The organism is Phytohabitans houttuyneae (assembly GCF_011764425.1).
In the GTDB taxonomy this organism is placed as follows: domain Bacteria; phylum Actinomycetota; class Actinomycetes; order Mycobacteriales; family Micromonosporaceae; genus Phytohabitans; species Phytohabitans houttuyneae.
Genome location: NZ_BLPF01000001.1, coordinates 4,031,763 through 4,055,507 on the forward strand (window position 1 = coordinate 4,031,763; position 23,745 = coordinate 4,055,507).

At 71.1% G+C, this 23,745-nt stretch carries 21 protein-coding genes and 2 pseudogenes; 10 read left to right on the forward strand and 13 right to left on the reverse strand.

Annotated elements, in window-relative coordinates; genetic code table 11:
• Positions 1-3 precede the first annotated feature (3 nt).
• The 3 genes from Phou_RS18485 to Phou_RS18495 are packed head-to-tail and all read left to right on the forward strand — an operon-like array spanning position 4 to position 3,790.
• Positions 4-1,380 carry a dipeptidase gene (locus Phou_RS18485; protein WP_173057167.1) on the forward strand — a complete coding sequence of 459 codons (1,377 nt, stop codon included), beginning with the start codon at positions 4-6 and terminating at the stop codon, positions 1,378-1,380.
• Entirely contained in the window at positions 1,377-2,492 is a 1,116-nt protein-coding gene (locus Phou_RS18490; RefSeq protein WP_173057169.1) for an aminopeptidase P family protein, read from the forward strand. The genes Phou_RS18485 and Phou_RS18490 overlap by 4 nt, the downstream gene beginning before the upstream one ends.
• The gene (locus Phou_RS18495) at positions 2,492-3,790 is read left to right on the forward strand and encodes a chloride channel protein (protein WP_173057171.1); all 1,299 of its coding nucleotides are present in this window, start codon (positions 2,492-2,494) and stop codon (positions 3,788-3,790) included. The genes Phou_RS18490 and Phou_RS18495 overlap by 1 nt, the downstream gene beginning before the upstream one ends.
• Here the strand turns inward: Phou_RS18495 and Phou_RS18500 are convergent.
• The 5 genes from Phou_RS18500 to Phou_RS18515 form a co-directional block, all read right to left on the reverse strand.
• Positions 3,759-5,477: an FtsX-like permease family protein gene (locus Phou_RS18500; RefSeq protein ID WP_308784485.1), complete on the reverse strand. Its 1,719-nt coding sequence runs from the start codon at positions 5,475-5,477 to the stop codon at positions 3,759-3,761. The two genes, Phou_RS18495 and Phou_RS18500, sit on opposite strands and share 32 nt — an antisense overlap.
• Before the next feature lie 35 nt (positions 5,478-5,512).
• Positions 5,513-5,974 carry a hypothetical protein gene (locus Phou_RS54985; RefSeq protein ID WP_308784461.1) on the reverse strand — a complete coding sequence of 154 codons (462 nt, stop codon included), beginning with the start codon at positions 5,972-5,974 and terminating at the stop codon, positions 5,513-5,515.
• Complete coding sequence (locus Phou_RS18505) at positions 5,971-6,660, reverse strand: ABC transporter ATP-binding protein (RefSeq protein WP_173057173.1); 690 nt, start codon at positions 6,658-6,660, stop codon at positions 5,971-5,973. The genes Phou_RS54985 and Phou_RS18505 overlap by 4 nt, the downstream gene beginning before the upstream one ends.
• Positions 6,660-7,184, reverse strand: a complete 525-nt coding sequence (locus tag Phou_RS18510; RefSeq protein ID WP_173057175.1) for a PadR family transcriptional regulator — start codon at positions 7,182-7,184, stop codon at positions 6,660-6,662. The genes Phou_RS18505 and Phou_RS18510 overlap by 1 nt, the downstream gene beginning before the upstream one ends.
• A gap of 67 nt (positions 7,185-7,251) precedes the next feature.
• Positions 7,252-8,202 carry an LLM class F420-dependent oxidoreductase gene (locus Phou_RS18515; protein ID WP_173057177.1) on the reverse strand — a complete coding sequence of 317 codons (951 nt, stop codon included), beginning with the start codon at positions 8,200-8,202 and terminating at the stop codon, positions 7,252-7,254.
• Positions 8,203-8,339: 137 nt separating this feature from the next.
• Between Phou_RS18515 and fgd the strand changes: the two genes are divergently transcribed.
• Together fgd and Phou_RS18525 are read left to right on the forward strand one after the other, a co-directional pair.
• On the forward strand, positions 8,340-9,344 hold the full coding sequence (gene fgd / locus Phou_RS18520; protein ID WP_173057179.1) for a glucose-6-phosphate dehydrogenase (coenzyme-F420): 1,005 nt from the start codon (positions 8,340-8,342) through the stop codon (positions 9,342-9,344).
• A 4-nt stretch (positions 9,345-9,348) separates the two neighbouring features.
• A complete protein-coding gene (locus Phou_RS18525; protein ID WP_173057181.1) occupies positions 9,349-10,179 on the forward strand; it encodes an alpha/beta fold hydrolase in 831 nt (276 codons plus the stop codon).
• Here the strand turns inward: Phou_RS18525 and Phou_RS18530 are convergent.
• The 3 genes from Phou_RS18530 to Phou_RS18540 form a co-directional block, all read right to left on the reverse strand.
• Positions 10,127-10,693, reverse strand: a complete 567-nt coding sequence (locus Phou_RS18530; RefSeq protein WP_173057183.1) for a TetR/AcrR family transcriptional regulator — start codon at positions 10,691-10,693, stop codon at positions 10,127-10,129. The genes Phou_RS18525 and Phou_RS18530 overlap by 53 nt on opposite strands.
• Positions 10,690-11,013: a DMT family transporter gene (locus Phou_RS18535; protein ID WP_173057185.1), complete on the reverse strand. Its 324-nt coding sequence runs from the start codon at positions 11,011-11,013 to the stop codon at positions 10,690-10,692. The genes Phou_RS18530 and Phou_RS18535 overlap by 4 nt, the downstream gene beginning before the upstream one ends.
• Positions 11,014-11,127: 114 nt before the next feature.
• On the reverse strand, positions 11,128-11,412 hold the full coding sequence (locus tag Phou_RS18540; RefSeq protein WP_173057186.1) for a hypothetical protein: 285 nt from the start codon (positions 11,410-11,412) through the stop codon (positions 11,128-11,130).
• Positions 11,413-11,476: 64 nt separating this feature from the next.
• On the opposite strand from Phou_RS18540, the gene Phou_RS18545 reads away from it, so the two are divergent.
• Complete coding sequence (locus Phou_RS18545) at positions 11,477-12,457, forward strand: IS30 family transposase (RefSeq protein WP_443094375.1); 981 nt, start codon at positions 11,477-11,479, stop codon at positions 12,455-12,457.
• Positions 12,458-12,663: 206 nt separating this feature from the next.
• On the opposite strand, the gene Phou_RS18550 is transcribed toward Phou_RS18545, so the two are convergent.
• Positions 12,664-13,125: an aminoacyl-tRNA deacylase gene (locus tag Phou_RS18550; protein WP_173057187.1), complete on the reverse strand. Its 462-nt coding sequence runs from the start codon at positions 13,123-13,125 to the stop codon at positions 12,664-12,666.
• Positions 13,126-13,143: 18 nt separating this feature from the next.
• Between Phou_RS18550 and Phou_RS18555 the strand changes: the two genes are divergently transcribed.
• Positions 13,144-15,738 (forward strand): patatin-like phospholipase family protein, encoded by a 2,595-nt coding sequence (locus Phou_RS18555; protein ID WP_173057188.1) that lies wholly within the window; start codon positions 13,144-13,146, stop codon positions 15,736-15,738.
• Here Phou_RS18555 and Phou_RS18560 read toward each other — a convergent pair.
• Entirely contained in the window at positions 15,683-16,705 is a 1,023-nt protein-coding gene (locus tag Phou_RS18560; RefSeq protein WP_173057189.1) for a zinc-dependent alcohol dehydrogenase, read from the reverse strand. The genes Phou_RS18555 and Phou_RS18560 overlap by 56 nt on opposite strands.
• Positions 16,705-17,337 carry an adenylate kinase family protein gene (locus tag Phou_RS18565; protein ID WP_173058519.1) on the reverse strand — a complete coding sequence of 211 codons (633 nt, stop codon included), beginning with the start codon at positions 17,335-17,337 and terminating at the stop codon, positions 16,705-16,707. Before Phou_RS18565 ends, Phou_RS18560 begins: the two co-directional genes overlap by 1 nt.
• 28 nt (positions 17,338-17,365) lie before the next feature.
• Here Phou_RS18565 and Phou_RS55535 point away from each other — a divergent pair.
• The 3 genes and pseudogenes from Phou_RS55535 to Phou_RS18580 form a co-directional block, all read left to right on the forward strand.
• Positions 17,366-17,656, forward strand: a pseudogene (locus Phou_RS55535) (hypothetical protein); the annotation flags it as partial.
• 125 nt (positions 17,657-17,781) lie between these two features.
• Positions 17,782-18,363, forward strand: coding sequence for a Kelch repeat-containing protein (locus tag Phou_RS18575; protein WP_173057190.1), 582 nt, complete (start codon positions 17,782-17,784; stop codon positions 18,361-18,363).
• A 66-nt stretch (positions 18,364-18,429) separates the two neighbouring features.
• Complete coding sequence (locus Phou_RS18580; RefSeq protein ID WP_173057191.1) at positions 18,430-19,929, forward strand: Nramp family divalent metal transporter; 1,500 nt, start codon at positions 18,430-18,432, stop codon at positions 19,927-19,929.
• A 688-nt stretch (positions 19,930-20,617) separates the two neighbouring features.
• On the opposite strand, the gene Phou_RS18585 is transcribed toward Phou_RS18580, so the two are convergent.
• Entirely contained in the window at positions 20,618-21,169 is a 552-nt protein-coding gene (locus tag Phou_RS18585) for a sigma-70 family RNA polymerase sigma factor (protein WP_173057192.1), read from the reverse strand.
• A gap of 147 nt (positions 21,170-21,316) precedes the next feature.
• A pseudogene (locus tag Phou_RS18590) lies at positions 21,317-23,685 on the reverse strand (Tex family protein).
• Between the last annotated feature and the right edge of the window lie 60 nt (positions 23,686-23,745).

Consider the following 23,745-nt stretch of genomic DNA (forward strand, 5'->3'; position numbering starts at 1 on the left):
GCTATGGACGGGACCAAAGCCAAGGACGGGAATGGCTTGCGGGGGCGGGTGCACGACCTGATGGACCGGGCCCGCACCGACCTGACCGAGCTCGTCTCGTACCGGTCGGTCGCGGACCCGCGGCAGTACCCGCCGGAGGAGTGCACGAAGGCGGCCAAGTGGGTGCTCGACGCGTTCGGCGAGGTCGGCTTCACGGGCATGCGCCTGGAGGAGACGCCGGACGGTTCGCGCGCGGTGTACGGCGAGCGCAAAGGTCTGGCCGGCGCGCCCACGGTGCTGCTCTACGCCCACTACGACGTGCAGCCGCCGCTCGACGAGGCGGCCTGGCGCACCCCGCCCTTCCAGCTCACCGAGCACAATGGACGGTGGTACGGGCGGGGCACCGCCGACTGCAAAGGCAACATCCTCATGCACCTGACCGCCCTGCGCGCGCTCGGCGACGACGTACCGGTCAACCTCAAGCTGATCGTCGAGGGCTCCGAGGAGCAGGGCACCGGTGGGCTGGAGGAGTTCGTACCCGGCCACGCCGACCTGCTCGCCGCCGACGTGATCCTCGTCTGCGACACGGGCAACGCGGCGGTCGGCGCGCCAGCCGCGACGATCAGCCTGCGCGGCCTCGCCAACGTCATCGTGACCGTGGAGGCGCTGGGCTCGGAGATGCACTCGGGCATGTTTGGCGGCGCCGCGCCGGACGCGCTGGCCGCGCTCATCCACATGCTCTCGACGCTCCGCGACGAGAAGGGCAACACGACGGTCAAAGGGCTGGACAACACGCAGACGTGGAATGGCGAGGTGTACGACCCGCAGCAGTTCCGCACCGACGCGAACGTGCTCGACGGCGTCAGCCTCCTCGGCGACGGCACGGTCTCGGACATGCTCTGGGCCCGGCCGGCGGTGACCGTGCTCGGCATCGACTGTCCACCGGTCGTCGGGTCGGCCGCCGCGATCCAGCCGCACGCGCGGGCCCGGATCAACCTGCGCGTACCGCCGGGCATGGACCCGAAGGTCGCGCAGGACGCGCTGATCGCGCACCTGGAGGCGGTGGCGCCGTGGGGCGTCAAGGTAAAGACCGAGCGCGAGGCGTCCGGCGCGCCGTTCCGCGCGGCGACCGGCGGTCCCGCGTACGACGCGCTCGCCGCCGCGATGCGGGAGTCGTACGGAAGGAACCTCACCACGCTCGGGCAGGGTGGCTCGATCCCGCTGTGCAACGTCTTCGCGGACACGTACCCGAACGCGGAGATCATCCTGATGGGCGTGGAGGAGCCGCTGACGCTCATGCACGCACCCAACGAGAGCGTCGACCCGGACGAGATCGAGCGCATGGCCTTCGCCGAGGCGCTTTTCCTCAAGCGGTACGCGACCGCTGGGCGGGCGTCATGACCGGGTTCACGGCCGGGGACTACGCGGCACGCATGGAACGCGCCGCCCGGGCGGCCGCCGACGCCGGCCTGTCCGGGGTGCTTGTCGCGCCCGGGCCGGACCTGGCATGGCTCACCGGCTACCAGCCGACCGCGATCACCGAACGGCTCACGCTGCTGGTGCTGGCGCCCGGCCGCGATCCGGCGCTGGTCGTACCCACGTTGGAGAAGCCGGACGCCCAGGCCGCGCCGGGGGCATCCGCCCTCGCGCTCACCGACTGGACCGACGGCACCGACCCGTACGGCGTGGCCGCCCGGCTGCTGCTGGCGGAAGGGCACTACGGGATCAGCGACTCGGCGTGGGCGATGCACCTGCTCGGGCTCCAGCGGACGCTGCCGGCGAGCCGGTACACCGCGCTGACCGACAGCCTGCCGATGCTCCGCGCGGTCAAGGACGCGCACGAGCTCGAACGGCTCGCCGCGGCGGGTGCGGCGGCGGACGCCACGTACGAGGAGATCCTCGGGGTCAGCTTCGCCGGCCGGCGGGAGACCGATGTGGCCGCCGACCTCGCGGGCCTGCTCCGCAAGCACGGTCACGAGCAGGTCGACTTCACCGTGGTGGGCAGCGGGCCCAACGGCGCCAACCCGCACCACGAGGCCGGCGACCGGCTCATCCAGCAGGGCGACACGGTGGTGCTCGACTTCGGCGGGCTGATGGGTGGCTACGGGTCGGACACCACCCGCACCGTCCACGTCGGAGGGTCACCCACCGACGAGGTCAAGGCCGTGCACGATGTGGTACGCCGCGCGCAGCAGTCCGCCTTCGAGGCGGTGCGGCCGGGCGTCACCTGCCAGGACATCGACCGGGTGGCGCGGCGTGTGATCACCGAGGCGGGGTACGGCGAGTACTTCATCCACCGCACCGGCCACGGCATCGGGGTCACCACACACGAGCCGCCGTACATAGTGGAGGGTGAGGAGCGCCCGCTCGTGCCGGGCATGTGCTTCTCCATCGAGCCCGGCGTCTACCTGCCCGGCCGCTTCGGGGTACGGATCGAGGACATCGTCACGGTCACCGAGGACGGCGGGCGGCGGCTCAACGGCACCGACCACGCACTCGGCACCGTCGCGTAGTGCGGCCGGGCGTGCAGCGACCCAGCGGCGGCACGTACCTGCGGCTGGTCGGGCTCGGCGCGGCGGTCGGGGTGCCGGCGGCGCTGGTGGCGGCGGCGTTCCTGTCGCTTGTGCACCAGCTCCAGCACTGGCTGTGGCACGACCTGCCGGACGCGCTCGGCGGCGACGCTCCACAGTGGTACCTCGTGCTGCTTCTGCCGGTGTGCGGCGCGCTCATCGTGCTCGGCGCGCGCCTGCTGCTGCCCGGCGACGGCGGCCATCTGCCGCTTGACGGCCTGAGCACCAAGCCGACGCCACCCCGTCACGTACCCGGCGTCGCGCTCGCCGCACTCGGCACGCTGGGCTTCGGCGCGGTGCTGGGGCCGGAGGCTCCGGTCATCGCGCTCGGTTCGGCCGTCGGCGTGGCGGTGAGCCGCCTGTACCGCTCGGCCGGCGAGCAGGGCACGGCGATCCTCTCCAACGCCGGCTCGTTCTCGGCGATCTCCGCGCTCTTCGGCGGGCCGATCGTCGCCGGCATGCTCCTTGTCGAAGGCGGTGTGGGCATCGGTGCGGCGCTGCTGCCCGCGCTCCTGCCCGGCCTTGTCGCCGCCGCGATCGGCTACCTCATCTTCATCGGACTCGACCACTGGCCCGGGCTCGGCGCGCCCGGCCTCGCGGTGCCCGACCTGCCCAGGTACGAGGGCACCCACATCTACGACCTGCTGATCGCGATCGCCGTCGGCGCCACCGCCGCCGTGGTCGTGGCCGCCGTGCACCGACTCGGCGGCCGGGTCGCGCGGATCGGCGCCCGGCCACTCGTCCTGGCCGGTGGCGCCGCGGTCGGCGCGCTCGCGCTGGTCGGCGACGCGCTCGGCGCCGACCCGCAGGACGTGCTCTTCTCCGGCCAGAACTCGATCGCGACGGTGGTGGAGACCGACTCCACGCAACTGGTGCTCGTGCTGCTCGCCACCAAGTTCCTCGCGTACGGCATCAGCCTCGGCTGCGGCTTCCGGGGCGGCCCGATCTTCCCGGCCATCTTCCTCGGCGTTGCCCTCGCGGCGCTGGCGGTCGTCTGGTTCGACACGTCACCGACGCTCGCGATAGCGGTCGGCGCGTCCGCCGCCATGGCCGCGCAGACCCGGCTCCTCTTCTCGCCGCTCATCTTCGCGGCGCTGCTCGTCGGCACGGCGGGGACGGACGCGGTGCCGGCCGCGGCGCTCGCCTCAGCCACCGCGTGGCTGGCGATCAGTCGCCTGCAGCCGGCACCCGCGCCGGACCAGCCCGCGCCTACTCGTTCCGCGCCGTCTCCGGACCGGTGATCCGCCGCAGCAGCGGGAGGGTCGACGCGATGATCGCGAACGAGGCGAGCAGGCCGGCCGCGACCGCCAGGTAGTACGCCAAGCCGGGCGCGTGCAGCGTGTAGTCCAGCTGCGAGGTGAGGAAGAGCTGGGCGGCCACGAAGCCCATGCCGATCGCCAGCAGGGCCACGAAAACCAGCGGCACGGCGCTCTCCAGCGTCACCACCCGGCGCAGCATCCCGATGGGCACGCCGGTGAGCCGGAGCAGGCTGAACGGCCGCTTGCGCTCGGTGATGCCGCCGGCCACGCCGACCGCCAGGCTGCACCCCGCGATCGCGAGGCTCGCGACGATCACCACGTTGGCCAGCTGCTGCCACTGCACGAGCGTGCGCCGGAAGTCGCTCTCGTAGTCGGCGACCGTTGCGGGTGAGCGGTTGACCTCCGGGAAGGCGGCTTCCAGCACCGTGCGCGATCGTTCAACGGCCGTCGCCGACCCGTCCGTGGCCACCACGACCGAGAGCAACGGCAGCTTTTCGACGCTCGCCGCGTCGACGGGCGCCGGCGCCCAGACCGGTGGCTCGTTGGAGGCGCGGCGCGGGCCGAGCAGGTCGTGCCACACGTACGCGACCTCGGCACCGGGCGCGCACCGGCCGAGCTCCGGCGAGCGGGCGAGGTCGGCGCACGGCACCAGGCCGGGCAGCCAGTCCGGTCGGCTCGGCTCGTGCTCCGGGTTTGCGTAGACCGGGTGGACGGCACCGACCCCGGGTATCGACGCCAGCTCGGCGGGGATCCGCGCCTTGCTCCCACCGGCGCCGCCCTTCGTGTCGAAGGACTGGACGAGCGCGCTGCTCAGCACCGAACCAGTACGCGGCTCGCCCCGCTCCGCCACGATCGTGGTCATCACGCCCGTGGCGACGCTGGTGACGAACAGGGCCACGGCGAGCCCGCTGACCGCGCGGAAGCCGGCGTGCGGGTTGTCCGCCAGCCGCCGCCCGGCGATCAGCGCCGCACCGCGGCGGGCCCGCGCGGCCAGCAGCCGCGACCCGACCAGGGTCAGCCACGGACCGGCCACCACCAGCCCGACCATGATCATCACGAAGCCGGACATGTACGCGATGAGCTGCCCATTCGTCGAGCTCGGCTGCCGGCCGACGAAGTAGAGAAGCTCCGCGACCCCGGCCGCGAGCAGGACAAGGCGCCAGGCCCGCGGCGGGCTGGGCGTGACGCGCCGGGTAACGCCCAGCGGTGAGATCTGCACCCGGCGCAGCGCGAGCCGCGCCACCACCGCCGCGGCCAGCGGGACGCCGACCACGACCGGCACGATGTCGAGCAGGCCGAGCGAGAGGTCGCCGCCAAAGAAGCGCTCGCCGGTGAACGGGATCTGCGCGATCGCCGGCCGGAACGCGAAGAACAACGCGATGCCGGCGAGGGTGCCCGCCACCGCGGCGACGGTCGACTCCACCGCGGAGATCACCGAGACCTGCCGGGGTGTCGCACCGACCAGGCGCATCGCGGCGAAGCGCTGCTCCCGCCGGGCAGCGGCAAGTCGGGTCGCCGTGCCGATCAGGATCAGCACCGGCACGATCAGGGCTCCCGCCACGATCGACAGCACCAGGCTCATGCCGTCGGCACCGATGCCGATCACACAGCGGTCGCAGTCGCTCGGGTCGGTGGTCATGATGCTGGCCACGCGGTCGGCGCTCGACATCCCCGAGAGCTCGTCGGGCGTGCGGCCCACCACGATCAGCAGCGAGTCGGGCGAGGGCAGCGCGCTGTCGCCGATCTTGCCGACGCGGCTGCCCGGGTATCGATCGGCCAGCTCGGACGGCGGGTGTGACCGCAGCAGGTCGCCGAGTGCGGGCGACACGTAGTACTCCCCGGGGCGGGCAGCCGCGGAATGCCGGGCGGCACCGGCGAGTCGGGCCCGGTGGCCGCGATGTCGAGCCGGGCGATCCGCTGCGCCGCGAAGTAGTCGTCGCGCAGCACCCACCAGCTTGGGTTGGCCGCCTTCGGCCCGGCAGTCTCTCCGACCAGGCCGCTGTTGAGCCACGCGTACCGCTGGTTTTGCGCGCCGACCGCGTTGATGCCCGCGAGCGCGGTGAGCAGCAGGCCCACCCCGAGCGCCACCGCCGCCGAGATGATGGCCAGCCGGACGATCGCCTCCCGGCCTGTGGCCAGGGCGAGGCGCAGGCCGAACCGGATCATGACAGCACCCGCTCCGGCGCGAGGGCGGCGACCTTGCCGTCGCGGACCATCACGTGGCGGTCCGCATACGCCGCGACGCGTGCCTCGTGGGTGACCAGCACGACCGTGGTGCCGTGCTCGCGCGCGGCGCCGACCATCTGGTCCATCACTTGCTCGCCGGTGAGCGAGTCGAGCGAGCCGGTCGGCTCGTCGGCAAACAACACCTTCGGGCTGGTCACCAGCCCACGGGCCAGAGCCACCCGCTGCGCCTGCCCACCGGAGAGCTCTCCGGAGCGCCGGCGCTCGAGCCCGTCGAGCCCCAGCCGGCCGAACCACGGGCGGGCCTGGCGAAGCGCCGCCTCCCGCCGCACGCCGCCGAGCAGCAGCGGGAGAGCGACGTTTTCCTCCGCGGTCAGCTCTGGCACGAGCTGACCGAACTGGAAGACGAAGCCGAAGCTGTCCCGGCGCAGCGCGCTGCGGCCCGCCTCGTCCAGCGTGTCCACCCGGCGGCCGTCGAAGTGGATCTCGCCCTCGTCGGGCACGAGGATGCCGGCCAGGCAGTGCAGCAGCGTCGACTTTCCGGAGCCGCTCGGGCCCATGATGGCCAGGATCTCGCCCGGCGCGACCGCCACGGTGGCTCCCCGCAGCGCCGGCGTCTGGCCGAACGACCGCATGACGTCGCGGGCCTCGATCATCACGTCGGACATCACTTCACCACCTCGGCGGCAAGGGCGTCGAGCCGGGCGACGGTCGTGTCGATCCAGCGGAGGTCGGCCTCCAGGTGAAAGAGGCCGTGATCGGCGAGCAGCCCGTCGACGAGGCTGCCGCTGCGCCGGATCTCGGTCAGCTGGCGCATCCGCTCGAGGTGGGCGCCGCGCTGAATGTCGAGGTATTCACTAGCGGGGCGCCCGAGCATCAGCGCGAGCACCACCTTGCTGAAGAGCACCGACTGGAGGTGGGGCTCCGCCTCCAGCGGCTGGACAAGCCACGCGTCGAACTCTGTCGCCCCCGCCTCGGTGATCACGTAGCGCTTGCGCTCGGGGCCGACGCCCGGCTGCACCTCGCTGATCACCACTTTGCCGTCCCGCGCGAGGCGCCCGAGAGTGGCATACACCTGGCCGAAGGGCAGCGGGCGCCCACGGCCGAAATAGGCGTCGTAGTCGCGCTTGAGGTCGTATCCGTGGCTGGGCTCGCGCTCCAGCAGGCCGAGGAGGGTCAAGGGAACGCTCATGCCAGGAAGCGTACCCTGAGCGTATACCTCGCGTATATACCCCGGCGTACATGCGGGGAACTGGGCTTCAGCCTATGAACTCCGCCGCGAACCGCTCGATCTGCTCCACGCTCGTCCCGTCCTCGAACCCGATGATCAGCTCCTGCACGCCCGCTGCCGCGAAGGCCGCGATCCGCTCGCGGACGGTTTCGACGGTGCCGACAAGGCCGTACGAGGCGACGTCGCCCGGGTAGGCGAACTCGATGCCCGGCGGCACCAGCGCCCGCGCCTCGTCGTCGCTGTCGCGGATTATGCAGAGCGTCGTGGCGGTACGGCGGATGCTGTCGTAGTCGCGCCCGAGCTCGTCACAGTGCCGGCGCAGGATCGCGTACTTGCGAGCGAGGCCGTCCGGCGACTCCATCATGTTGCAGGCGTCGGCGTACTCGGCGACCAGCCGCAGCGTCACCTTCTCGCCCCCGCCCGCGATCATCAGCGGGATGTGCGGCGCCTGCACGCCCTTGGGCTGGTTGATCGCTCCCCGCACCCGGTAGTAACGCCCCTCGAAGGTGGCCTCCTTCTCGCTCCACAGCTGCTGGATCACCTGTACCGCCTCGCCGAGCTTGCGCAGCCGGTCGCCCGCGGTACCGAAGTCGTAGCCGTACCCGACGTAGTCCGGTTCGTACCAGCCGGCACCGATCCCGAAGCTGAACCGGCCGTGCGAGATCACGTCGACGGTCGACGCGAGCTTCGCCTGTAGCGCGGGATTCCGGTACCCGTTGCCGGTGACCAGCTGCCCGAGCCGGACCTGGGAGGTCTCCCGGGCCAGCGCGGTGATCACCGACCACGCCTCGAAGACGAAGTCCTGCGAAGGCGGGATCGTCACGAGGTGGTCCGGCGCCCACAGCGTGTGATAGCCGAGCGGATCGGCTGCCTGAGCCACCCGGACCACCGACTCGAACGCCTCGACCGGGTCCGTCACCTGCGCGAACTCGTGTCCGAACCCGGTGGGGAGAAAGATGCTGAACGAGACCGACACCATGATCGTCCTTTCTGGGCGTGGCCGGCGGGAGCGCCGTACGGTTCAGGAGTGGTGACCCGGCCGCGGCCGCAAAGGAGTCGCTCCGATTCCTCCGGCGCGAAAGGGTGGTCAGAACCAGCGACGAGGAAGGGACGGCAATGGGCCTCACGATCGGCTACAAGGCGTCGGCGGAGCAGTTCGGGCCACGGCAGCTCGTCGAGTACGCCGTGCGCGCCGAGGAGGTCGGCCTGGACAGCGTCCTTGTGTCGGACCACTTCCTGCCCTGGCGGCACGAGGGCGGGCACGCGCCGTTCGCGCTGTCGTGGATGGCGGCGGTCGGCGAGCGGACCCGCCGGGTGCGGATCGGCACGAGCGTGCTCACGCCGACGTTCCGGTACAACCCCGCGGTGATCGCCCAGGCGTTCGCGACGATGGCGCTGCTCTACGAAAACCGGATCATGCTTGGCGTGGGCACCGGCGAGGCGCTGAACGAGATCGCGGTGTCCGGCCTGCAGTGGCCGGAGTTCAAGGAGCGCTTCGCGCGGCTGCGGGAGGCGGTGCGGCTGATCCGCGAGCTGTGGACCAAGGACGAGGTCAACTTCGACGGCGACTACTACAAGCTGGTCAACGCGGTGATCTACGACCGCCCCGAGCGGCCGGCGCCCATCTACGTCGCAGCTGGCGGCCCGCTTGTCGCGAAGTACGCCGGCCGCTCCGGCGACGGGTTCATCTGCACCTCCGGCAAGGGCATGGACCTGTACACCGAGAAGCTGATGCCCGCGGTGGCCGAGGGCGCGGCGGCGGCTGGCCGCGACGCGGCGCAGATCGACAAGATGATCGAGATCAAGCTGTCGTACGACCGCGACCACGACGCCGCGCTCGAAAACACCCGCTTCTGGGCGCCGCTGTCGCTGACCGCCGAGCAGAAGCACACGGTCGACACCGCTCTGGAGATGGAGCGCCTCGCCGACGAGCTGCCGATCGAGCAGGTCGCCAAGCGGTGGATCGTCGCGTCCGACCCGGACGAGGCGCTCGCACAGATCAAGCCGTACGTGGACGCCGGCCTCAACCACCTGGTCTTCCACGGACCCGGGCATGACCAGGAGCGCTTCCTGACCCAGTTCGGCGAGGATCTCCTGCCTCGGCTGCGCGCCCTAGGCTGAGCGCGTGGAGATCGATCTGACCCTCCCCGGCGGTGGCCGGCTGCACGCGTACGACACCGGGGGCGACGGCCGGCTCGCGATCCTCTGGCACCACGGCACGCCCAACATCGGCGCGCCGCCCAAGCCACTCTTCGCCGCCGCCGACCGGCTCGGCATCCGCTGGATCTCGTACGACCGCCCCGGCTACGGCGGTTCGCCACGCATTCCGGGTCGCACCGTGGGTGACGCCGCGACCTGGGCCGCCGCGATCGCCGACGCGCTCGGCATCGAACGCTTCGCGGTGATGGGCCACTCGGGCGGTGGCACACACGCCCTGGCCACCGGCGCGCTGCTGCCCGACCGCGTTGTCGCCGTGGTGAGCGCGGCCGGCCTGGCCCCACCCGATGCCGAAGGGCTCGACTGGTGGGCGGGCATGGGCGACTCCGGCATCGCCGCACTCTCCGCGGCCAAGGAGGGCCTGGTCGCCAAGGAGGCTTTCGAGACCTCCGGCACCGAGTACGACCACCAGTTCACGCCCGCCGACTTCGCCGCCTTCGAAAGCGGGTGGTCATGGTTCAGCGAGGTGGTCGGCCCGGCCGAGGCGGGCGGCCCGGGTGGGCACGTGGACGACGACATCGCGTACGTCACGCCGTGGGGCTGCGACCCTGCCCAGATCACCGCGCCCGTGCTCCTCATCCACGGTGGGCTCGACAAGGTGGTGCCCAGCACTCACGCGGAGTGGCTGGCCAAGCGGTGCCCGCGTGCCGAGCTGCGGCTCGTACCCGACGGGGCGCACATATCGGTCATGACCTCGGGCGAGGCCGCGCTGGAGTGGATCCGGACAGCAGCTTCGTGAGCGAGGCGGTGAGGGCCGGCAGGTCGAGCGGCTCGTCCCGGACCAGCGCGTGCACGAGTACCCCGTCGAGAAAGACCGCCACCGCCCGCCCGGCCGCCGGATCGGCGTGGGCGGCGAGGATCCGGGCCAGGCCGTCGCCCCACGCCCTGGCCAGCGGCCGCAGCTCCGCCCGCCGCGCGGCGGCCACGTAGAGCTCGGTCTCCAGCAGCGCCCGCCCCCGGTCGGCCAGGTAGTCGGCCATCAGACGGGCGAGCGTCGCCGGCACGTCGGCGCCGGCGTCGAGGGCCGCAGCCCACCCGTCCAGCTCAGCGGTCGTCTCGTCGGCGAGGTGCCGCAGCGCCGCGGCGGACAGGTCGTCGAGGCTGGTGAAGTAGTAGGTGGTCGCGCCCAACGGCACCTCGGCCCGCGCGGCGACCAGCCGGTGGGTCAGCCCGGTCACCCCCACCTCCGCGATGAGCTGCCCCGCCGCCTCGACGATCTTCCGCCGCCGGCCCTCAGGGTCGCGCTTGCTCAATGGACACCGCCGAGGTTCAACACGACGACGCCCGCGATCACCAGGGCCACCCCGACCACCTTGACGAGCGTGACCGGCTCGCTGAGGAAGAGCGCGCCGATGATGACGATCAGCGTGGTGCCGAGGCCGGACCAGATCGCGTACCCGACGCCGACCTGCAGCCCTTTCTGAATGGCGATGGCGAGCGCGAAGAACGAGACCGCGTAGGCCGTCAGGCTCGCGACGGTCGGCCAGAGCCTGCTGAACCCGTCCGTGCTCTTCAGCAGGCTCGTCCCGAGCACCTCGGCCCCGATCGCCAGCCCGAGCAACAGGTACGCCATGATCGCCTCCATCTAGTACGCCCGTACATGTACAAGCGTACAGATATGTCGGTTGAAGGTCTCGGAGAAGTGAGCGCGCCTGGGCAGTCTGCGGCCGTAACCCAGTCGTCAGGGTCACTCGCCAAAGGCGGCACCCGGGTATGGATAGCCGGACTGGTCTGCTACCAGCCCGGCCACCGCAGCCGCCTGATCTACCGCACCCTCGCCTACCAAGACCGCAAAGGCTTCCGCGAACGCGAACTGGTCAACCTCCTCGACACCAGCTACCAACACGTAGTTGCCGCTGTGCCGCGGTTGCTGCTCACCCTCTGCGGTCGCCCAGCTCAACCCTGGAGCCGGCTCCGGCAGATCTTGGCAAGTTAGCGTCGAAATGGCGGTTTCAATCGGTGGTTGCGACACTCTTTGATGATCTTGGTGGGTGGTGTGGTGGCGGCGCGGTTGAGTTTTTGCTGAGCGTGAGCAGATTGCGTTGGGTCGGGCTGGTGGTGAGTCGATCGGGTCGATCGCGCGGCGGTTGGGGCGGCATCGTTCGACGGTGTCGCGGGAGGTTCGTGCGGATGAGCAGTACGGTCAGCGGTATCGAGCCAGCGTGGCTGATTACCGGTGTTATCTGCGGTCGCGGCGGCCGAAGCGGGCCAGGCTGGTCGGGTCGGGTCGGTTGCGGGAGGTGGTGCTGGGGTGGTTGCGGCGGCGTTGGTCACCGCAGCAGATCGCGGCCCGGTTACGGGTGGAGTTCCCGGACGAGCCGGAGATGTGGGTGTCGCACGAGACGATCTACCAGGCGATCTATCTGCAGGCGCGGGGGAACCTACGCGGGGAGTTGGCTCGGCAGGTGGCGTTACGGTCCGGGCGGGCCCGGCGTCGGGCTCGGCCGGTCGATGGTGGGCCGGTCCGCTCGCAGCGGCCCTGGCTGGGGTTGAATATCTCCGCCCGTCCGGCCGAGGCCGGTGATCGGGCGGTGCCCGGGCATTGGGAAGGTGATCTGCTCGAAGGCGGCCGCGGTGCCGGCGGTTCAGCGATCGCGACGCTGGTGGAGCGGCATACCCGGTTCGTGATCCTGGTCGGGTTACCCGACGGCAAGGTCTCCGAGCATGTCATCGCCCAGTTGGCCACCGCGATGAGCTGGCTACCCGAGCGGCTGCGGGCCTCACTGACCTGGGACCAAGGCACGGAGATGGCCCGCCACCTGCAATTCACGACGGCTACCGGCTGCCCGGTCTACTTCTGCGACCCCCGATCACCGTGGCAACGCGGCAGCAACGAGAACACCAACGGCCTACTACGCCAATACTTCCCCAAAGGCCGTACCGACTTCACCACCATCAGCCAAACCGACCTGGACACCGTCGCCGACGAACTCAACAGCCGCCCCCGCCAAACCTTGGCCTGGGCCACCCCCAGTGAGAAGATGGCCCAGCTCCTAGGCGTTGCAACCACCGGTTGACCCCGCCAATAGCGCGCCAACTCACCAAGATCTCGAAGCTCACGCCGCCGGCACCTGATCGGCAGTCACCGACGGCGAGATCAGGCAGGTGGATCTTGCGCCTTCCTGGTCAAATGCCTGACCCCGTAAGCCGGCCACCGCGGAGGGTGAGGCCGCGGGAGCAACGGTCCGGACCACGGCGGACATCGCGGTAGCCCCGAAAGTGGTTAGGAGGGGTCGGTGACGTCGGCGTACGTGGCGTCGAGGGCGGCGAGCGCCTCCTCGGCGTCCAAGGCCACCGCCACGCCGTGCTCACCGGCGCCGAGGGTGATCTCGCGGCCACGCACGCGTTCGTCGGCGATGACCGGCCAGGTGGTGGTCGAGCCGAACGGGGTGATGGTGCCGCGCTCGTAGCCGGTCGCCTCCTTGGCCGACGCGGCGTCCGGCATGGACAGTCGGCTCACGCCCAGCAGCGTGCGCAGCTTGGGCCAGGAGATGACGCGGTCGCCGGGCACGAGGACGAAGAGGAAGTCGCCGTCGCCGCGGCGCACCACTATGGTCTTGACCACATCGGGCACCTCGACGCCCCGGGCCGCGGCGGCTTCGCCCAGGCTGCGCACCGGGCCGTGCCGGATGATCCGATACGCGACACCGGATTTGTCTAGCGCTTGCAGCGCGGCACCTGCCATGCGCAGCAGACTATCCGCATGGCTGTCCGAAGCTCAGGCGAAGCGCGCCAAGCCCTCCAGCAGCTCATCGGCACGGAGCGCGTGCCCTACGTGACGTTGCTGCACGACGGTGACCTGCCCGGTGGCCTCAGCGTCCCCGATCCCGCCGCCGGCCGGCAGTGGCTGTGGTCGGTGCCGCCGCCCGGCACCGTCGGCGGATACGGCAACCCGGAGACGTACACGCTTCCGGACGCGCCACCGCAGGTGTGGGAGCCACCACACACAGTGGACGGCGCCGACGAGGAGACCTGCCGGTCGTACATGCGACACAGCGTCGACCTCACGATGCGGGGCGGCACGACGTCGGGTGTGGTGTACCCGCTGGCGGTCTGCGAGGTGGCCAGCCGCTTCCGGGTGCGCAACGTCGGCGGCGCCTCGGCCGGTGCGATCGCGGCCGCGGTGACCGCTGCGGCAGAGGTGGGGCGGAGCAGCCGGCTCCCCGCGGAGCGGTACGCGCCACTGTCCGAAGAGGAGCGCGAGGCGGGCCACGTGCGCCCCGGCTTCGTCGGCATGTCCGACACGATTGCGTGGCTGGCCCAGGTGTCGCCGGACGACCTGGGCGGCGAGCGCGACGCGTACCGGCTGGCCCAGCTCTTCCGCCCCGGCCCGCGCGACCGGCGGCTCTACGCGCTCGTCACCGCGTTCATGCGCAAGCAGGTGTGGGCGGGCGCGCTGGCGCTGCTGTTCGCGTTCGGAAAGTGGTCCAAGCTGCTGGTGGCGGTGCTGGCCGCCGCCGGCCTCTACCTCGCGGTCTGGGTGGGCGCGCGCCTGCCCTCGTGGCCCGCTGTCGACCGGCCGGGCGGCGAGCACGGCTGGTGGCGGTACGGGTGGGCCGCCCTCGACCTGTACCTCTTCTTCGCCAGCGTCGGCGCGCTGCTGGTGCTAGTGCCGCCGCTCGTCAGCCGCTCGGCCAGATCCTCACCACCGCGCTGGCTGACGCTCCTCACCAGCGTCTCCAGCCGGCACCGCACCGAAAAGCGGCTGCTCTCGTACTCTCTGTGGCGACCGCTGACGGCCGCGGTCGTCCTGCTGGTCACCGCGGTCCTCACCTGGCTGCGCTGGTGGGACTGGGTCGCCGGCGCGCTGGCCGGTGCGGCGCTCAGCCTGGCGATGGGTGCCGTGGTGGCGACCAGCGGCTGGCGGTACATCGTGACGGTCGGCCGCCGCCACTTCGGCCTGCTCGCCGGCTCGGCGCCGCAGACGCCGCGGCGCCCCTCGGAGTTTCTCGCCGGTGCGGCTCGCCCGACCGTCTCCCGCGCGGTGATCCCGTGGCTGAACGGCTGCCTCAGCGAGGTCGCCGCGCTGGACGGGGGCGAGGTGCTGCGCTTCGGCCACCTGTGGCAGGGGCGGTCCTTCACGCCGCTGGCGCAGGCGACACCCGAGATCCTCGCGCTCGCGAGAAACCCGGAGCGGCGGCTGGTCAACCTGGAGCTGATCACCACCGACCTGTCGCGGCAGCGGCCGTACCGCTTTCCGCTGAACACCACCGAGCCCGACGACCCGGATGCCGAGGCGCTGTACTTCCGGATGGAGGACCTCGCCGACGGCGACAACGCGGTCTTCCCGCCGGACGTGATCGAGGCGCTGCGCGACCCGTCACCGCAGACCGTGCCGCAGACCGACCCCAGCGCGGAGGCGGTGACGCTGCACCGGCTGCCCGAGCCGTGGAACCTGCCGGTCATCTTCGCGGTACGGCTGAGCCTCGCGCTCCCCGGCCTTTTCAAGGCCATCCGCCTGTACCGGCTGGTGCCCGCGACGGAGATCGGTGACGAGTTCGGTCGGGGCATCCTCGACCACGCGCGCAACCGTCTCATGTGGCCGGAGGATGGCCGGCGGCGGGCGCAGGAGCTGTGGTTTTCGGACGGCGGCATCACGTCGAACTTCCCGGTGCACCTCTTCGACTCGCCGCTGCCGCGGTGGCCGACGTTCGGGCTCAACCTGGGCCCGCACCCGTACCAGTTTCCACACCAGGACGTGTGGCTGCCGCAGGACTGGGAGCAGGCCGTGGTGCCGGCGACCGACCTCGGCGCGGCGGGCACGCGGTTCGTGGGGTCCATCTTGGACACCGCGCGATCGTGGCGGGACTCGATGCAGACTTCCATGCCCGGCTACCGAGGGCGCGTGGCCTGGGTGCGCCAGCGCTCGGACGAGGGCGGCACCAACCTCTACATGCCCCGCGAGATCATCGCCTCGATGGCGCTGCGGGGTGCGCTCGCCGGTGCCCGCCTGAGCCGCCGCTTCGGGCACCAGACACAGTGGGACCGCCACCGGTGGCTGCGCCTGCGCTCGGCACTTGACAACCTGGACGAGCTGCGCGGCGCGGTACGGGACAGCCTGCCCTACTACTCCGACATCCTGAAGGGGCGCGAGGAGTTTCTGCGGCGGGCGGGCGTCGACTACCCGTACGACCCGCCGGGTGCGGTGGAGGCCGCGTGGTTCGAGCCGGAGGACGCGACGTTCTGGCCGGCCGCCGCCGAACTGCTGGACCACCTCGCCAAGGGCAACGCCGGCGAGGTCCTCACGCGGGGGACGCCACGCCCGCAGCCGCATCTCCGCCAGGTGCCGCCGGAGTAGCCGGCTGCACCACGACCTTGAGGCCGCGGCGGGCGACCGCGGTCTCGAAGGCGTCCGCCGCCTCGTCCAGCCCGTAGCGGGCACTGACCACAGTGGATACGTCGACGAGGCCGCGGCGGACGAGGTCGATGGCGCGGGGATAGGTGTCCTTCATCCGCCGCACCATCGCGATCGTGAGCCCTTTGCGGCGTGCGACCGAGGCGGGAAACGTGGTGCTGTCGCCGTCCGGGATGCCCACGAGCACGACGCGCGCGCCAGGCCCGGCGGCCACCATCGCCGTCTCGACGGCCGGGTCGGTGCCGGCCACCTCGAACGCCACGTCGACGTCGAGTCCCGCCGGATCGTCCACAACCGACGCTCCGTACGCCTCGGCCGCCTGCCGGCGGTGTGGCAGCGGCTCGGTGGCGTACACCGCCCGCGCGCCCATGAGCTGGGCGAGCTGCACGAGCAGCAGGCCGATCGGCCCGCAGCCGAAGACGCCGACCGTCATGCCCAGCCGCAGGTGGGCGAGGTCGAGGGAGTGCAGGGCGACGCCGAGCGGCTCCAGCATCGCGCCGTCGGCGTCGGTCAGCGTGTCGGGGAGCGGATGGAGGCGCTCGGTGGGCCACGCCATGTACTCGCGCAGGCCGCCGTCGAGCACACCGTGGCCGGCGAAGCGTACCGTCGGGCAGAGGTTGGGGTGGCCGCGCAGGCACATGTCGCACCGCCCGCACGGGATCGCCGGGTCGATCGCCACCCGCTCGCCGTGCCGCGGTCCGCCTTCGATCATGCCGGCCATCTCGTGCCCGACCACCAGCGGGTTGCTGAGGCGGGCGTCGCCGATGCCGGCCTCGGTGTACCAGTGCAGGTCCGAGCCGCAGAGCCCGACCGCGGTCACCCGGACGAGGCTCTCGCCCGGCCCGGGGGTCGGGGTGGGCTCCTCGGATACCCGGATGTCCTGGACACCGTGGAGTCGCGCTACGCGCATCACAGGCCCAGCATCTGCCGGATATCGCGCTGCACGGTGTCCGGGTCAGGCCGGGCGTCGACAGTGACCACGTACTCCTTGCGGCGGAAGATGTCGAGCACCGGCTTGGTCTTGCTGTGGTACTCCCGCAGCCGCGCGTCCAGCGCCTCGGGCGTGTCGTCCGGGCGGGTGACGAGCTCGCCACCGCACACGTCGCACCTGCCCTCCACCTCGGGCCGGTCGGCGATGAGGTTGTAGTCCATGCCGCAGCGGGAGCAGAGCCGCCGGTTGAGCACGCGGCGGTGCACCTCCTCGTCGGGCAGGTCGAGGTGGATCACGCCGTCGATGTCGTAGCCCTCCAGGAAGAACTCCGCCTGCCTCCCGTTGCGCGGAAAACCGTCGATGACGAAGCCGTAGTTCCAGTCGTGCTGGTGGAGGCGTTCCCTGACTACCTTTTCCACCTGGTCGTCGCCGATCAGCTCACCGGCCGCCATCGTGCGCCGCACCTGGGCACCGAGCTTGGTGTGGTGCTGCACGTGCCACCGGAAGATGTCGCCGACGCTGATGTGCACGAGGTCGTACTCCCTGCAGAGCAGCTGGGCCTGGGTGCCCTTGCCACTGCCCTGCACGCCCATCACGACGTACTTGCGCATGAGGTGCACGATCGCACACCCTGGGGCGATGCGACTGCGGTACCCCAGTCTGCTCCTCACCACGCTCCTCGCGGCCGCCGCGTGCACGGACTCGCCGGACGAGCCTCGTACCACCGAATCTGCCCCCGGATCCCCGGCGCCGAGCGTGACCGCGGCCCTGACCTGGCAGCGCCTCGCCGCCGCACCCTCGGCCCGCACCGAGGTCGCGGCCGCGACCACCGGGTCCCAGGTCTACGTGGTGGGTGGCTACCGCGCCGACGGCGGCACGGTCGCGACCGTCGAGGTCTTCGACACCGCTACCGGCAAGTGGACGGCGGGGCCGGACCTGCCGGTGGCCGTCAACCACGCGATGGCGGCGACCGTCGACAACGAGGTGTACGTCTTCGGCGGCTTCCTGGCCAACGGCGACCCGGGCAAGGACGCGTTCAAGCTGGAGGGTGGGGCGTGGCGGCCGATCGCGCCGCTGCCCAGGAGCGGGCGGCGGGCACGGCCGTGGCGCAGAGCGGCAAGGTGTACGTGGCGGGTGGGCTCAACGCGGGCGGGCTGGCACGCCAGATGCTCGTGTACGAGCCGGCGACCAACCTGTGGACCAACGCGCCCGGCCCACCCACGCCCCGGGAGCACCTGGGCGGCGCCGGGTTCGGCGGCAAGGTCTACACGGTCGGCGGGCGCGCCGGCGGGCAGGGCAACTTCACCGCGTTCGAGTCGTTCGACCCCACCACCAACCAGTGGACGGTGCTGCCCGACCTGCCGACCCGCCGCGGTGGGCTGGCCGCGGCCGCGACCTGCTCAGGGCAGGTGGTGGCGGTCGGCGGCGAGGCGGAGGCGACGTTTGAGGAGGCCGAAGCCTTCGACGTCAAGGCCGGGACGTGGTCCTCGCTTCCGCCGATGCTCACGCCCCGCCACGGCCTTGGGGTGATCGCGATGGGCACGACGCTGTACACGTTCGCCGGCGGCCCGAAGCCCGGCCTGCACGTCGCCGATTCGGCCGAATCGATGGATTTGGCGCCACTGGGATCCTGCTAGAACGTGACATAAATCACTTGATAGATCATCCTTGATTAACAGAGGGGGTCTACTCAAGGAGGCCTCATGGCTGAGGTGACAGATGTTCGCACCTATCAACTCGGGGTCAGCCGCCCGCCGCTGGCCGTTACCGACCTGCCGGAGCCCGAGGAGGTCTTCGGCGTCCGACGTCTCGGACCGCGCGAACTGATCAAGTACGCCATCGGCCCCAGCCTCATCGCGCTGGGCATCTCCATCGGCAGCGGCGAGTGGCTGCTGGGCCCGCAGGCTGTCGGTCAGTACGGCTTCGTCGGCGTCGGCTGGGTGATCCTGGTGTCGGCGCTGCTACAGACCTTCTACAACGTCGAGTCCTCGCGCTACGTGGTGGCCACCGGCGAGGTGCCGGTCGTCGGCTGGGGGCGGGTGCCGCCGGGCTGGTTCCTGTGGGTACCGATCTCGGTCGCGGTCGTCATCTTCGCGTTCATCGCCGGCGGCTGGGCGGCCAGCGCAGGCCAGGGCGTGTACGCGCTGGTGCACGGCGAGGTGGCCCCCTCCGGCGCGGAGGAGCCACGCATCTGGGCGATCGCGCTGCTGGTCCTGGTCTTCCTGATCACGGCGTCGGCCCGCCGGATCAGCCGCGCGCTGGAGCTGGCCAACTGGGTGATGGTCGTGTCCATCCTGACTGGACTGCTGCTCATCGACCTCTTCGTCGTGCCGTGGGAGCTGTGGTGGGACGGCATCAGCGGCTTCCTCACCCCGGCCGCGCCGCCCGAGGGCATCACGGCAACGCAGCTGGGCGCGCTCGCCGGCTTTACCGCGCTGGCGTCCGGCCTCAACTGGTACGTGATGGGCCACTACCGCGACAAGGGCTACGGCATGGGCTACCGCACCGGCTTCCTCTCCGGGCTGCGCGGCGGAGGCAGCAAGCTCGAACCGGTCGGCATGACCTTCCCCGACGACGAGGCCAACACCGCGCGCTGGAAGCGGTGGTACAAGCTGCTGCTCACCGACATGTGGGGCGTCTTCTTCGTCGGCGCGATGCTGGGCATGCTACTGCCGACGATCCTGATGGCCCACGCGGTCGAGACCTCAGGCGAGCGTCCCACCACGGCGAACGTGCCGACGTTCGTGGCCAGCGCGCTCGACAGCGAGTACGGCTCGACGCTCTTCTACATCGCGCTGATCCTCGGTGTGCTGATCCTCTTCAGCACGCAGCTCGGCATCTTCGAGGCGATGGTGCGGGTCACGACCGACGCCGCGCACGCCACCAGCCCCACCCTGCGCCGGCTGATCGAGGGCGACCCCCGGCGCTTCTACTACCCGTTCATGTTCCTGCTGATGGTCGTGATCGCGGTGATCCTGCACCTGGCACTGCCGGTCAACCTGGTGCAGTGGTCGGCGAACATGTCCAACCTGGGCGCGCTGATCTTCCCGTTCATGCTGATGTACCTCAACAGCAAGCTCCCCCGCCCGGCGCGCCCGCGCCCGTACCACTACGTGATCCTGGGGCTCAACGTCCTGTTCTTCGGCTTCTTCTTCATCAACTTCATCGCCGACTTCGTCGGTGACCCGCTGATCACCTTCTGAACCCGCCAGGTCCTGTTTGAAAAGGATTGTCGAGGCGAGCCGGAGTCCAGGCGGTGTCAGGTGGTGGCGGGCGCAAGGTCGCATACCGGTGTTGTATGCGGCCTTGCGCCCGACGCCGCATGGCGGCGTCTGGGCCCGGCGCAGCCCGGCAAGGATTTCCCAAACAGGGCCTAGGCGGAGGCCAGCTCTCGGTGGGGGCTGGCCTCGCCGATCTGAGCTACCGCGATGTCCGCCGTGGTCCAGACCGTCGCTCCCGCAGCCTCACCCTGCGCGATCCAAGACCTCGACCCCCGGCCCCTTGCGGGCCGGCCGGAGAGCTGGCGCTGGTCAAACCGACGTCGCCCGATCTGGAGGCGGCTGGCGGATCGTGGACGTTAGCTGTGAGCTGCCACTGTGCCCGCGGTTGCCACGTCACTCTCCGCGGTCGCCCAGCATACGAAGGAGCCTGCTCCGGCAGAGCTTGGCAAGTTGGCGTCGAAATGGCGCGCTAACTCACCAAGGTCTCGAGCTCACACCGCTTGGACCTGATCGACAGTCACAGACCGCGAGGACAGCGCCGACCCGCGGGCGGACTCGCGCACTCCCGCCTCAAAGATCTGCAAAGGCACACCGCGGGCGTCGCGGTAGCTCGCGCGCCGACCCCGGCGGACCATCCCGGTAGGAGCGAGAGTGAGGCAACGGGCAACCGCTAGCCCGTCACGCCCTTCCTTTCCAAGGCGCTGCGCAGCGCGCGGAGTGCGTAGTAAACGCGGGACTTCGCCGTGCCGAGCGGGAGGTTGAGCGCCTCCGCCGCCTCGGCGACCGTGCGGCCCTTGAAGTACGTCTCCAGGAGCATCTCCTGGTGCGGCTGGCTGAGCGTGCGCAGCGCGTCGGTCACGGTCATCCGCCGCAGCACGTGGTCGCTCTCGTCGGGCTCGGAGACGTTTTCAAGGTCCACGCCGTACGCCTCGGCGGGGCGCGCGCTCTGGCTGCGGTGCTCGTCGATCGCGATGCGGCGGGCGACGGTCACCAGCCACGGGCGCAGCGACACCTGCCCCTGCGCGCCGAGCCGGTGTGCGTTGCGCCAGCCGCGCAGGAGCGTCTCCTGCACGATGTCTTCCGCGCGCTGCCGGTCACCCGCGACGAGCTGGAGGACAAACCTCAGCAGCGGTCCCGCGTGCTGCTCGTACAGCTCGCGAACCAGAGCGTCTTCGTTGCCCTCGCCCCGGTGGTGGCGTCCCGCGGTCAGCCCCGACGTCATGCGCGGCCGCCCGACGCGAACACGGTCACAGACACCCTCACCTCACGGTCTTCGGCATGACCGGGCCGGCGCGCCCGACCCCCTGCGTATAGGAGATGCGGTGCGCGCTTTGCGATAACAGAAACTATCTCGTGTCTACTGGCGAGTTCAGCGCGGGCCGCCGATCCCCTTGTCGAGGCCGGCGCGACGCAGCGCCTCGGCCATCGCACCCTGCGGCTCCCGAGCCGGCTGAGCTGGGCGTTTGCCGCCCTGCCTGGCCGGCCGGTCGCGACGCCCCTGGCCGCCGGGGCGCCATTGCCTCCGGCCTTCGCCCTGTCGGCGCCACCTTCGTCGTCGAGGCGCAGCGTCAGCGAGATCCGCTTGCGCGGCACGTCGACGTCGAGCACCTTCACCCGGACGATGTCGCCCGGCTTTACCACGTCACGGGGGTCCTTGACGAACGTCTTCGACATCGCCGACACGTGCACCAACCCGTCCTGGTGGACGCCCACGTCGACGAAGGCGCCGAACGCCGCCACGTTGGTGACCACGCCCTCCAGCACCATGCCGGGCTGGAGGTCGGCGAGCTTTTCGACCCCTTCGGCGAACGATGCGGTCTTGAACGCGGGCCGCGGGTCACGACCCGGCTTTTCCAGCTCCTTGAGGATGTCGGTGACGGTGGGCAGGCCGAACGTGTCGTCGACGAACTCCACCGGCTTCAGCGCCCTGAGCACCGGACCGTTGCCAATCAGCGACGGAAGGTCACTCTTGGTCGCGCCGAGGATCCGGCGGACGACGGGGTACGCCTCCGGGTGCACGCTTGACGCGTCCAGCGGGTCGTCGCCGCCCGGGATGCGCAGGAAGCCGGCGCACTGCTCAAACGCCTTGGGCCCGAGCCGCGGCACGTCCTTGAGCGCCTTGCGGCTGCGGAACGGCCCGTTGCTGTCGCGGTGCATCACGATGCTCGCGGCCAGCCCTTCGCCGATGCCGGAGACCCGGGTCAGCAGCGGCGCGGAGGCGGTGTTGACGTCGACGCCCACCGCGTTGACGCAGTCTTCGACCACCGCGTCGAGCGAGCGGGAGAGCTTCACCTCCGAAAGGTCGTGCTGGTACTGCCCGACGCCGATCGACTTTGGATCGATCTTCACAAGCTCGGCGAGCGGGTCCTGGAGCCGGCGGGCGATCGAGACCGCGCCACGTAGCGAGACGTTGAGCTCGGGCAGCTCCTGCGACGCGTAGGCCGAGGCGGAGTAGACCGACGCGCCCGCCTCGGAGACCACGATCTTCGTCAGCTTCAGCTCGGGGTGGCGAGAGATCAGGTCACCGGCGAGCTTGTCGGTCTCGCGCGAGGCCGTGCCGTTGCCGATCGCGATCAGCTCGACCTTGTGCACGGCAGCCAGCTTGGCCAGCGTGGCGATCGACTCGTCCCACCGGTGCGCCGGCACGTGCGGATAGATCGTGTCGGTCGCGACCACCTTGCCGGTCGCGTCCACCACGGCGACCTTCACACCGGTGCGGAAGCCGGGGTCGAGGCCCATCGTCGGGCGGGTGCCGGCGGGCGCGGCCAGCAGCAGGTCACGCAGGTTGGCCGCGAAGACCCGGACCGCCTCCTCCTCCGCCGCCTGCCACAGCCGGCTGCGGATGTTGGCGTCGAGGTGGATGAGGATCCGGACCCGCCAAGCGGACCGCACGGTGTCGAGCAGCCACCGGTCGGCTGGCCGTCCCTTGTCGGCGATGCCGAAGTGCCCGGCGATACGCGGCTCGTACGAGTTGGGCACCTCGAGGTCGTCGGGCTCCGGCGTGAGGTCGAGGACCTCTTCCTTTTCACCGCGGAACATCGCCAGGATCCGGTGCGACGGCAGCTTGGCGAACGGCTCGGCGAAATCGAAGTAGTCGGAGAACTTGGCGCCCTCGTCCTGCTTGCCGTCACGCACCTTGGAGACGAGCCGGCCACGCGACCACATCTGCTCGCGGAGCGCACCGATGAGGTCCGCGTCTTCGGCGAACTTTTCGATGAGGATGTGCCGCGCCCCTTCGAGCGCCGCGGCCGCGTCGGCCACACCCTTTTCGGGGTCGGCGTATCCGGCGGCCACGCTGAGCGGCTCCTGCGTCGGGTCACCGAGCAGCAGCTCGGCCAGCGGCTCCAGCCCGGCCTCGCGGGCGATCATCGCCTTGGTCCGCCGCTTCGGCTTGAAGGGCAGGTAGATGTCCTCGAGCCGCGCCTTGGAGTCGGCCGCCATGATCTGCGCCTCGAGCGCCTCGTCGAGCTTGCCCTGGCTGCGGATCGACTCAAGGATCGCGGTGCGCCGCTCCTCCATCTCGCGCAGGTAGCGAAGCCGCTCCTCCAGCGTGCGCAGCTGCGCGTCGTCGAGCGCGCCGGTGGCCTCCTTGCGGTATCGCGCGATGAACGGCACGGTCGCCCCGCCGTCCAGCAGGTCGACGGCGGCCGCCACCTGCCGCTCCCGCACGCCTAGCTCGTCGGCGATCCGGTGCGTCGTCGAGATCTGCTGGGTCGCCGGGGACAGATCAGAAGTCACGCAGCGATCCTAGGGGCTCGGCGAGCGCCCGACGACCGACACCGTGTCCGGCGATTCCGC

What these genes read in the sequence shown, in the direction of transcription:
- Phou_RS18485 (WP_173057167.1), top strand. Translation starts at nt 4, where the DNA reads ATGGACGGGACCAAAGCCAAGGACGGGAATGGCTTGCGGGGGCGGGTG.
- Phou_RS18490 (WP_173057169.1), top strand. Translation starts at nt 1,377, where the DNA reads ATGACCGGGTTCACGGCCGGGGACTACGCGGCACGCATGGAACGCGCC.
- Phou_RS18500 (WP_308784485.1), bottom strand. Translation starts at nt 5,477, where the DNA reads ATGTCGAGCGCCGACCGCGTGGCCAGCATCATGACCACCGACCCGAGC.
- Phou_RS54985 (WP_308784461.1), bottom strand. Translation starts at nt 5,974, where the DNA reads ATGATCCGGTTCGGCCTGCGCCTCGCCCTGGCCACAGGCCGGGAGGCG.
- Phou_RS18505 (WP_173057173.1), bottom strand. Translation starts at nt 6,660, where the DNA reads ATGTCCGACGTGATGATCGAGGCCCGCGACGTCATGCGGTCGTTCGGC.
- Phou_RS18510 (WP_173057175.1), bottom strand. Translation starts at nt 7,184, where the DNA reads ATGAGCGTTCCCTTGACCCTCCTCGGCCTGCTGGAGCGCGAGCCCAGC.
- Phou_RS18515 (WP_173057177.1), bottom strand. Translation starts at nt 8,202, where the DNA reads ATGGTGTCGGTCTCGTTCAGCATCTTTCTCCCCACCGGGTTCGGACAC.
- fgd (WP_173057179.1), top strand. Translation starts at nt 8,340, where the DNA reads ATGGGCCTCACGATCGGCTACAAGGCGTCGGCGGAGCAGTTCGGGCCA.
- Phou_RS18535 (WP_173057185.1), bottom strand. Translation starts at nt 11,013, where the DNA reads ATGGCGTACCTGTTGCTCGGGCTGGCGATCGGGGCCGAGGTGCTCGGG.
- Phou_RS18550 (WP_173057187.1), bottom strand. Translation starts at nt 13,125, where the DNA reads ATGGCAGGTGCCGCGCTGCAAGCGCTAGACAAATCCGGTGTCGCGTAT.
- Phou_RS18555 (WP_173057188.1), top strand. Translation starts at nt 13,144, where the DNA reads ATGGCTGTCCGAAGCTCAGGCGAAGCGCGCCAAGCCCTCCAGCAGCTC.
- Phou_RS18560 (WP_173057189.1), bottom strand. Translation starts at nt 16,705, where the DNA reads ATGCGCGTAGCGCGACTCCACGGTGTCCAGGACATCCGGGTATCCGAG.
- Phou_RS18565 (WP_173058519.1), bottom strand. Translation starts at nt 17,337, where the DNA reads ATGCGCAAGTACGTCGTGATGGGCGTGCAGGGCAGTGGCAAGGGCACC.
- Phou_RS18580 (WP_173057191.1), top strand. Translation starts at nt 18,430, where the DNA reads ATGGCTGAGGTGACAGATGTTCGCACCTATCAACTCGGGGTCAGCCGC.
- Phou_RS18585 (WP_173057192.1), bottom strand. Translation starts at nt 21,169, where the DNA reads ATGACGTCGGGGCTGACCGCGGGACGCCACCACCGGGGCGAGGGCAAC.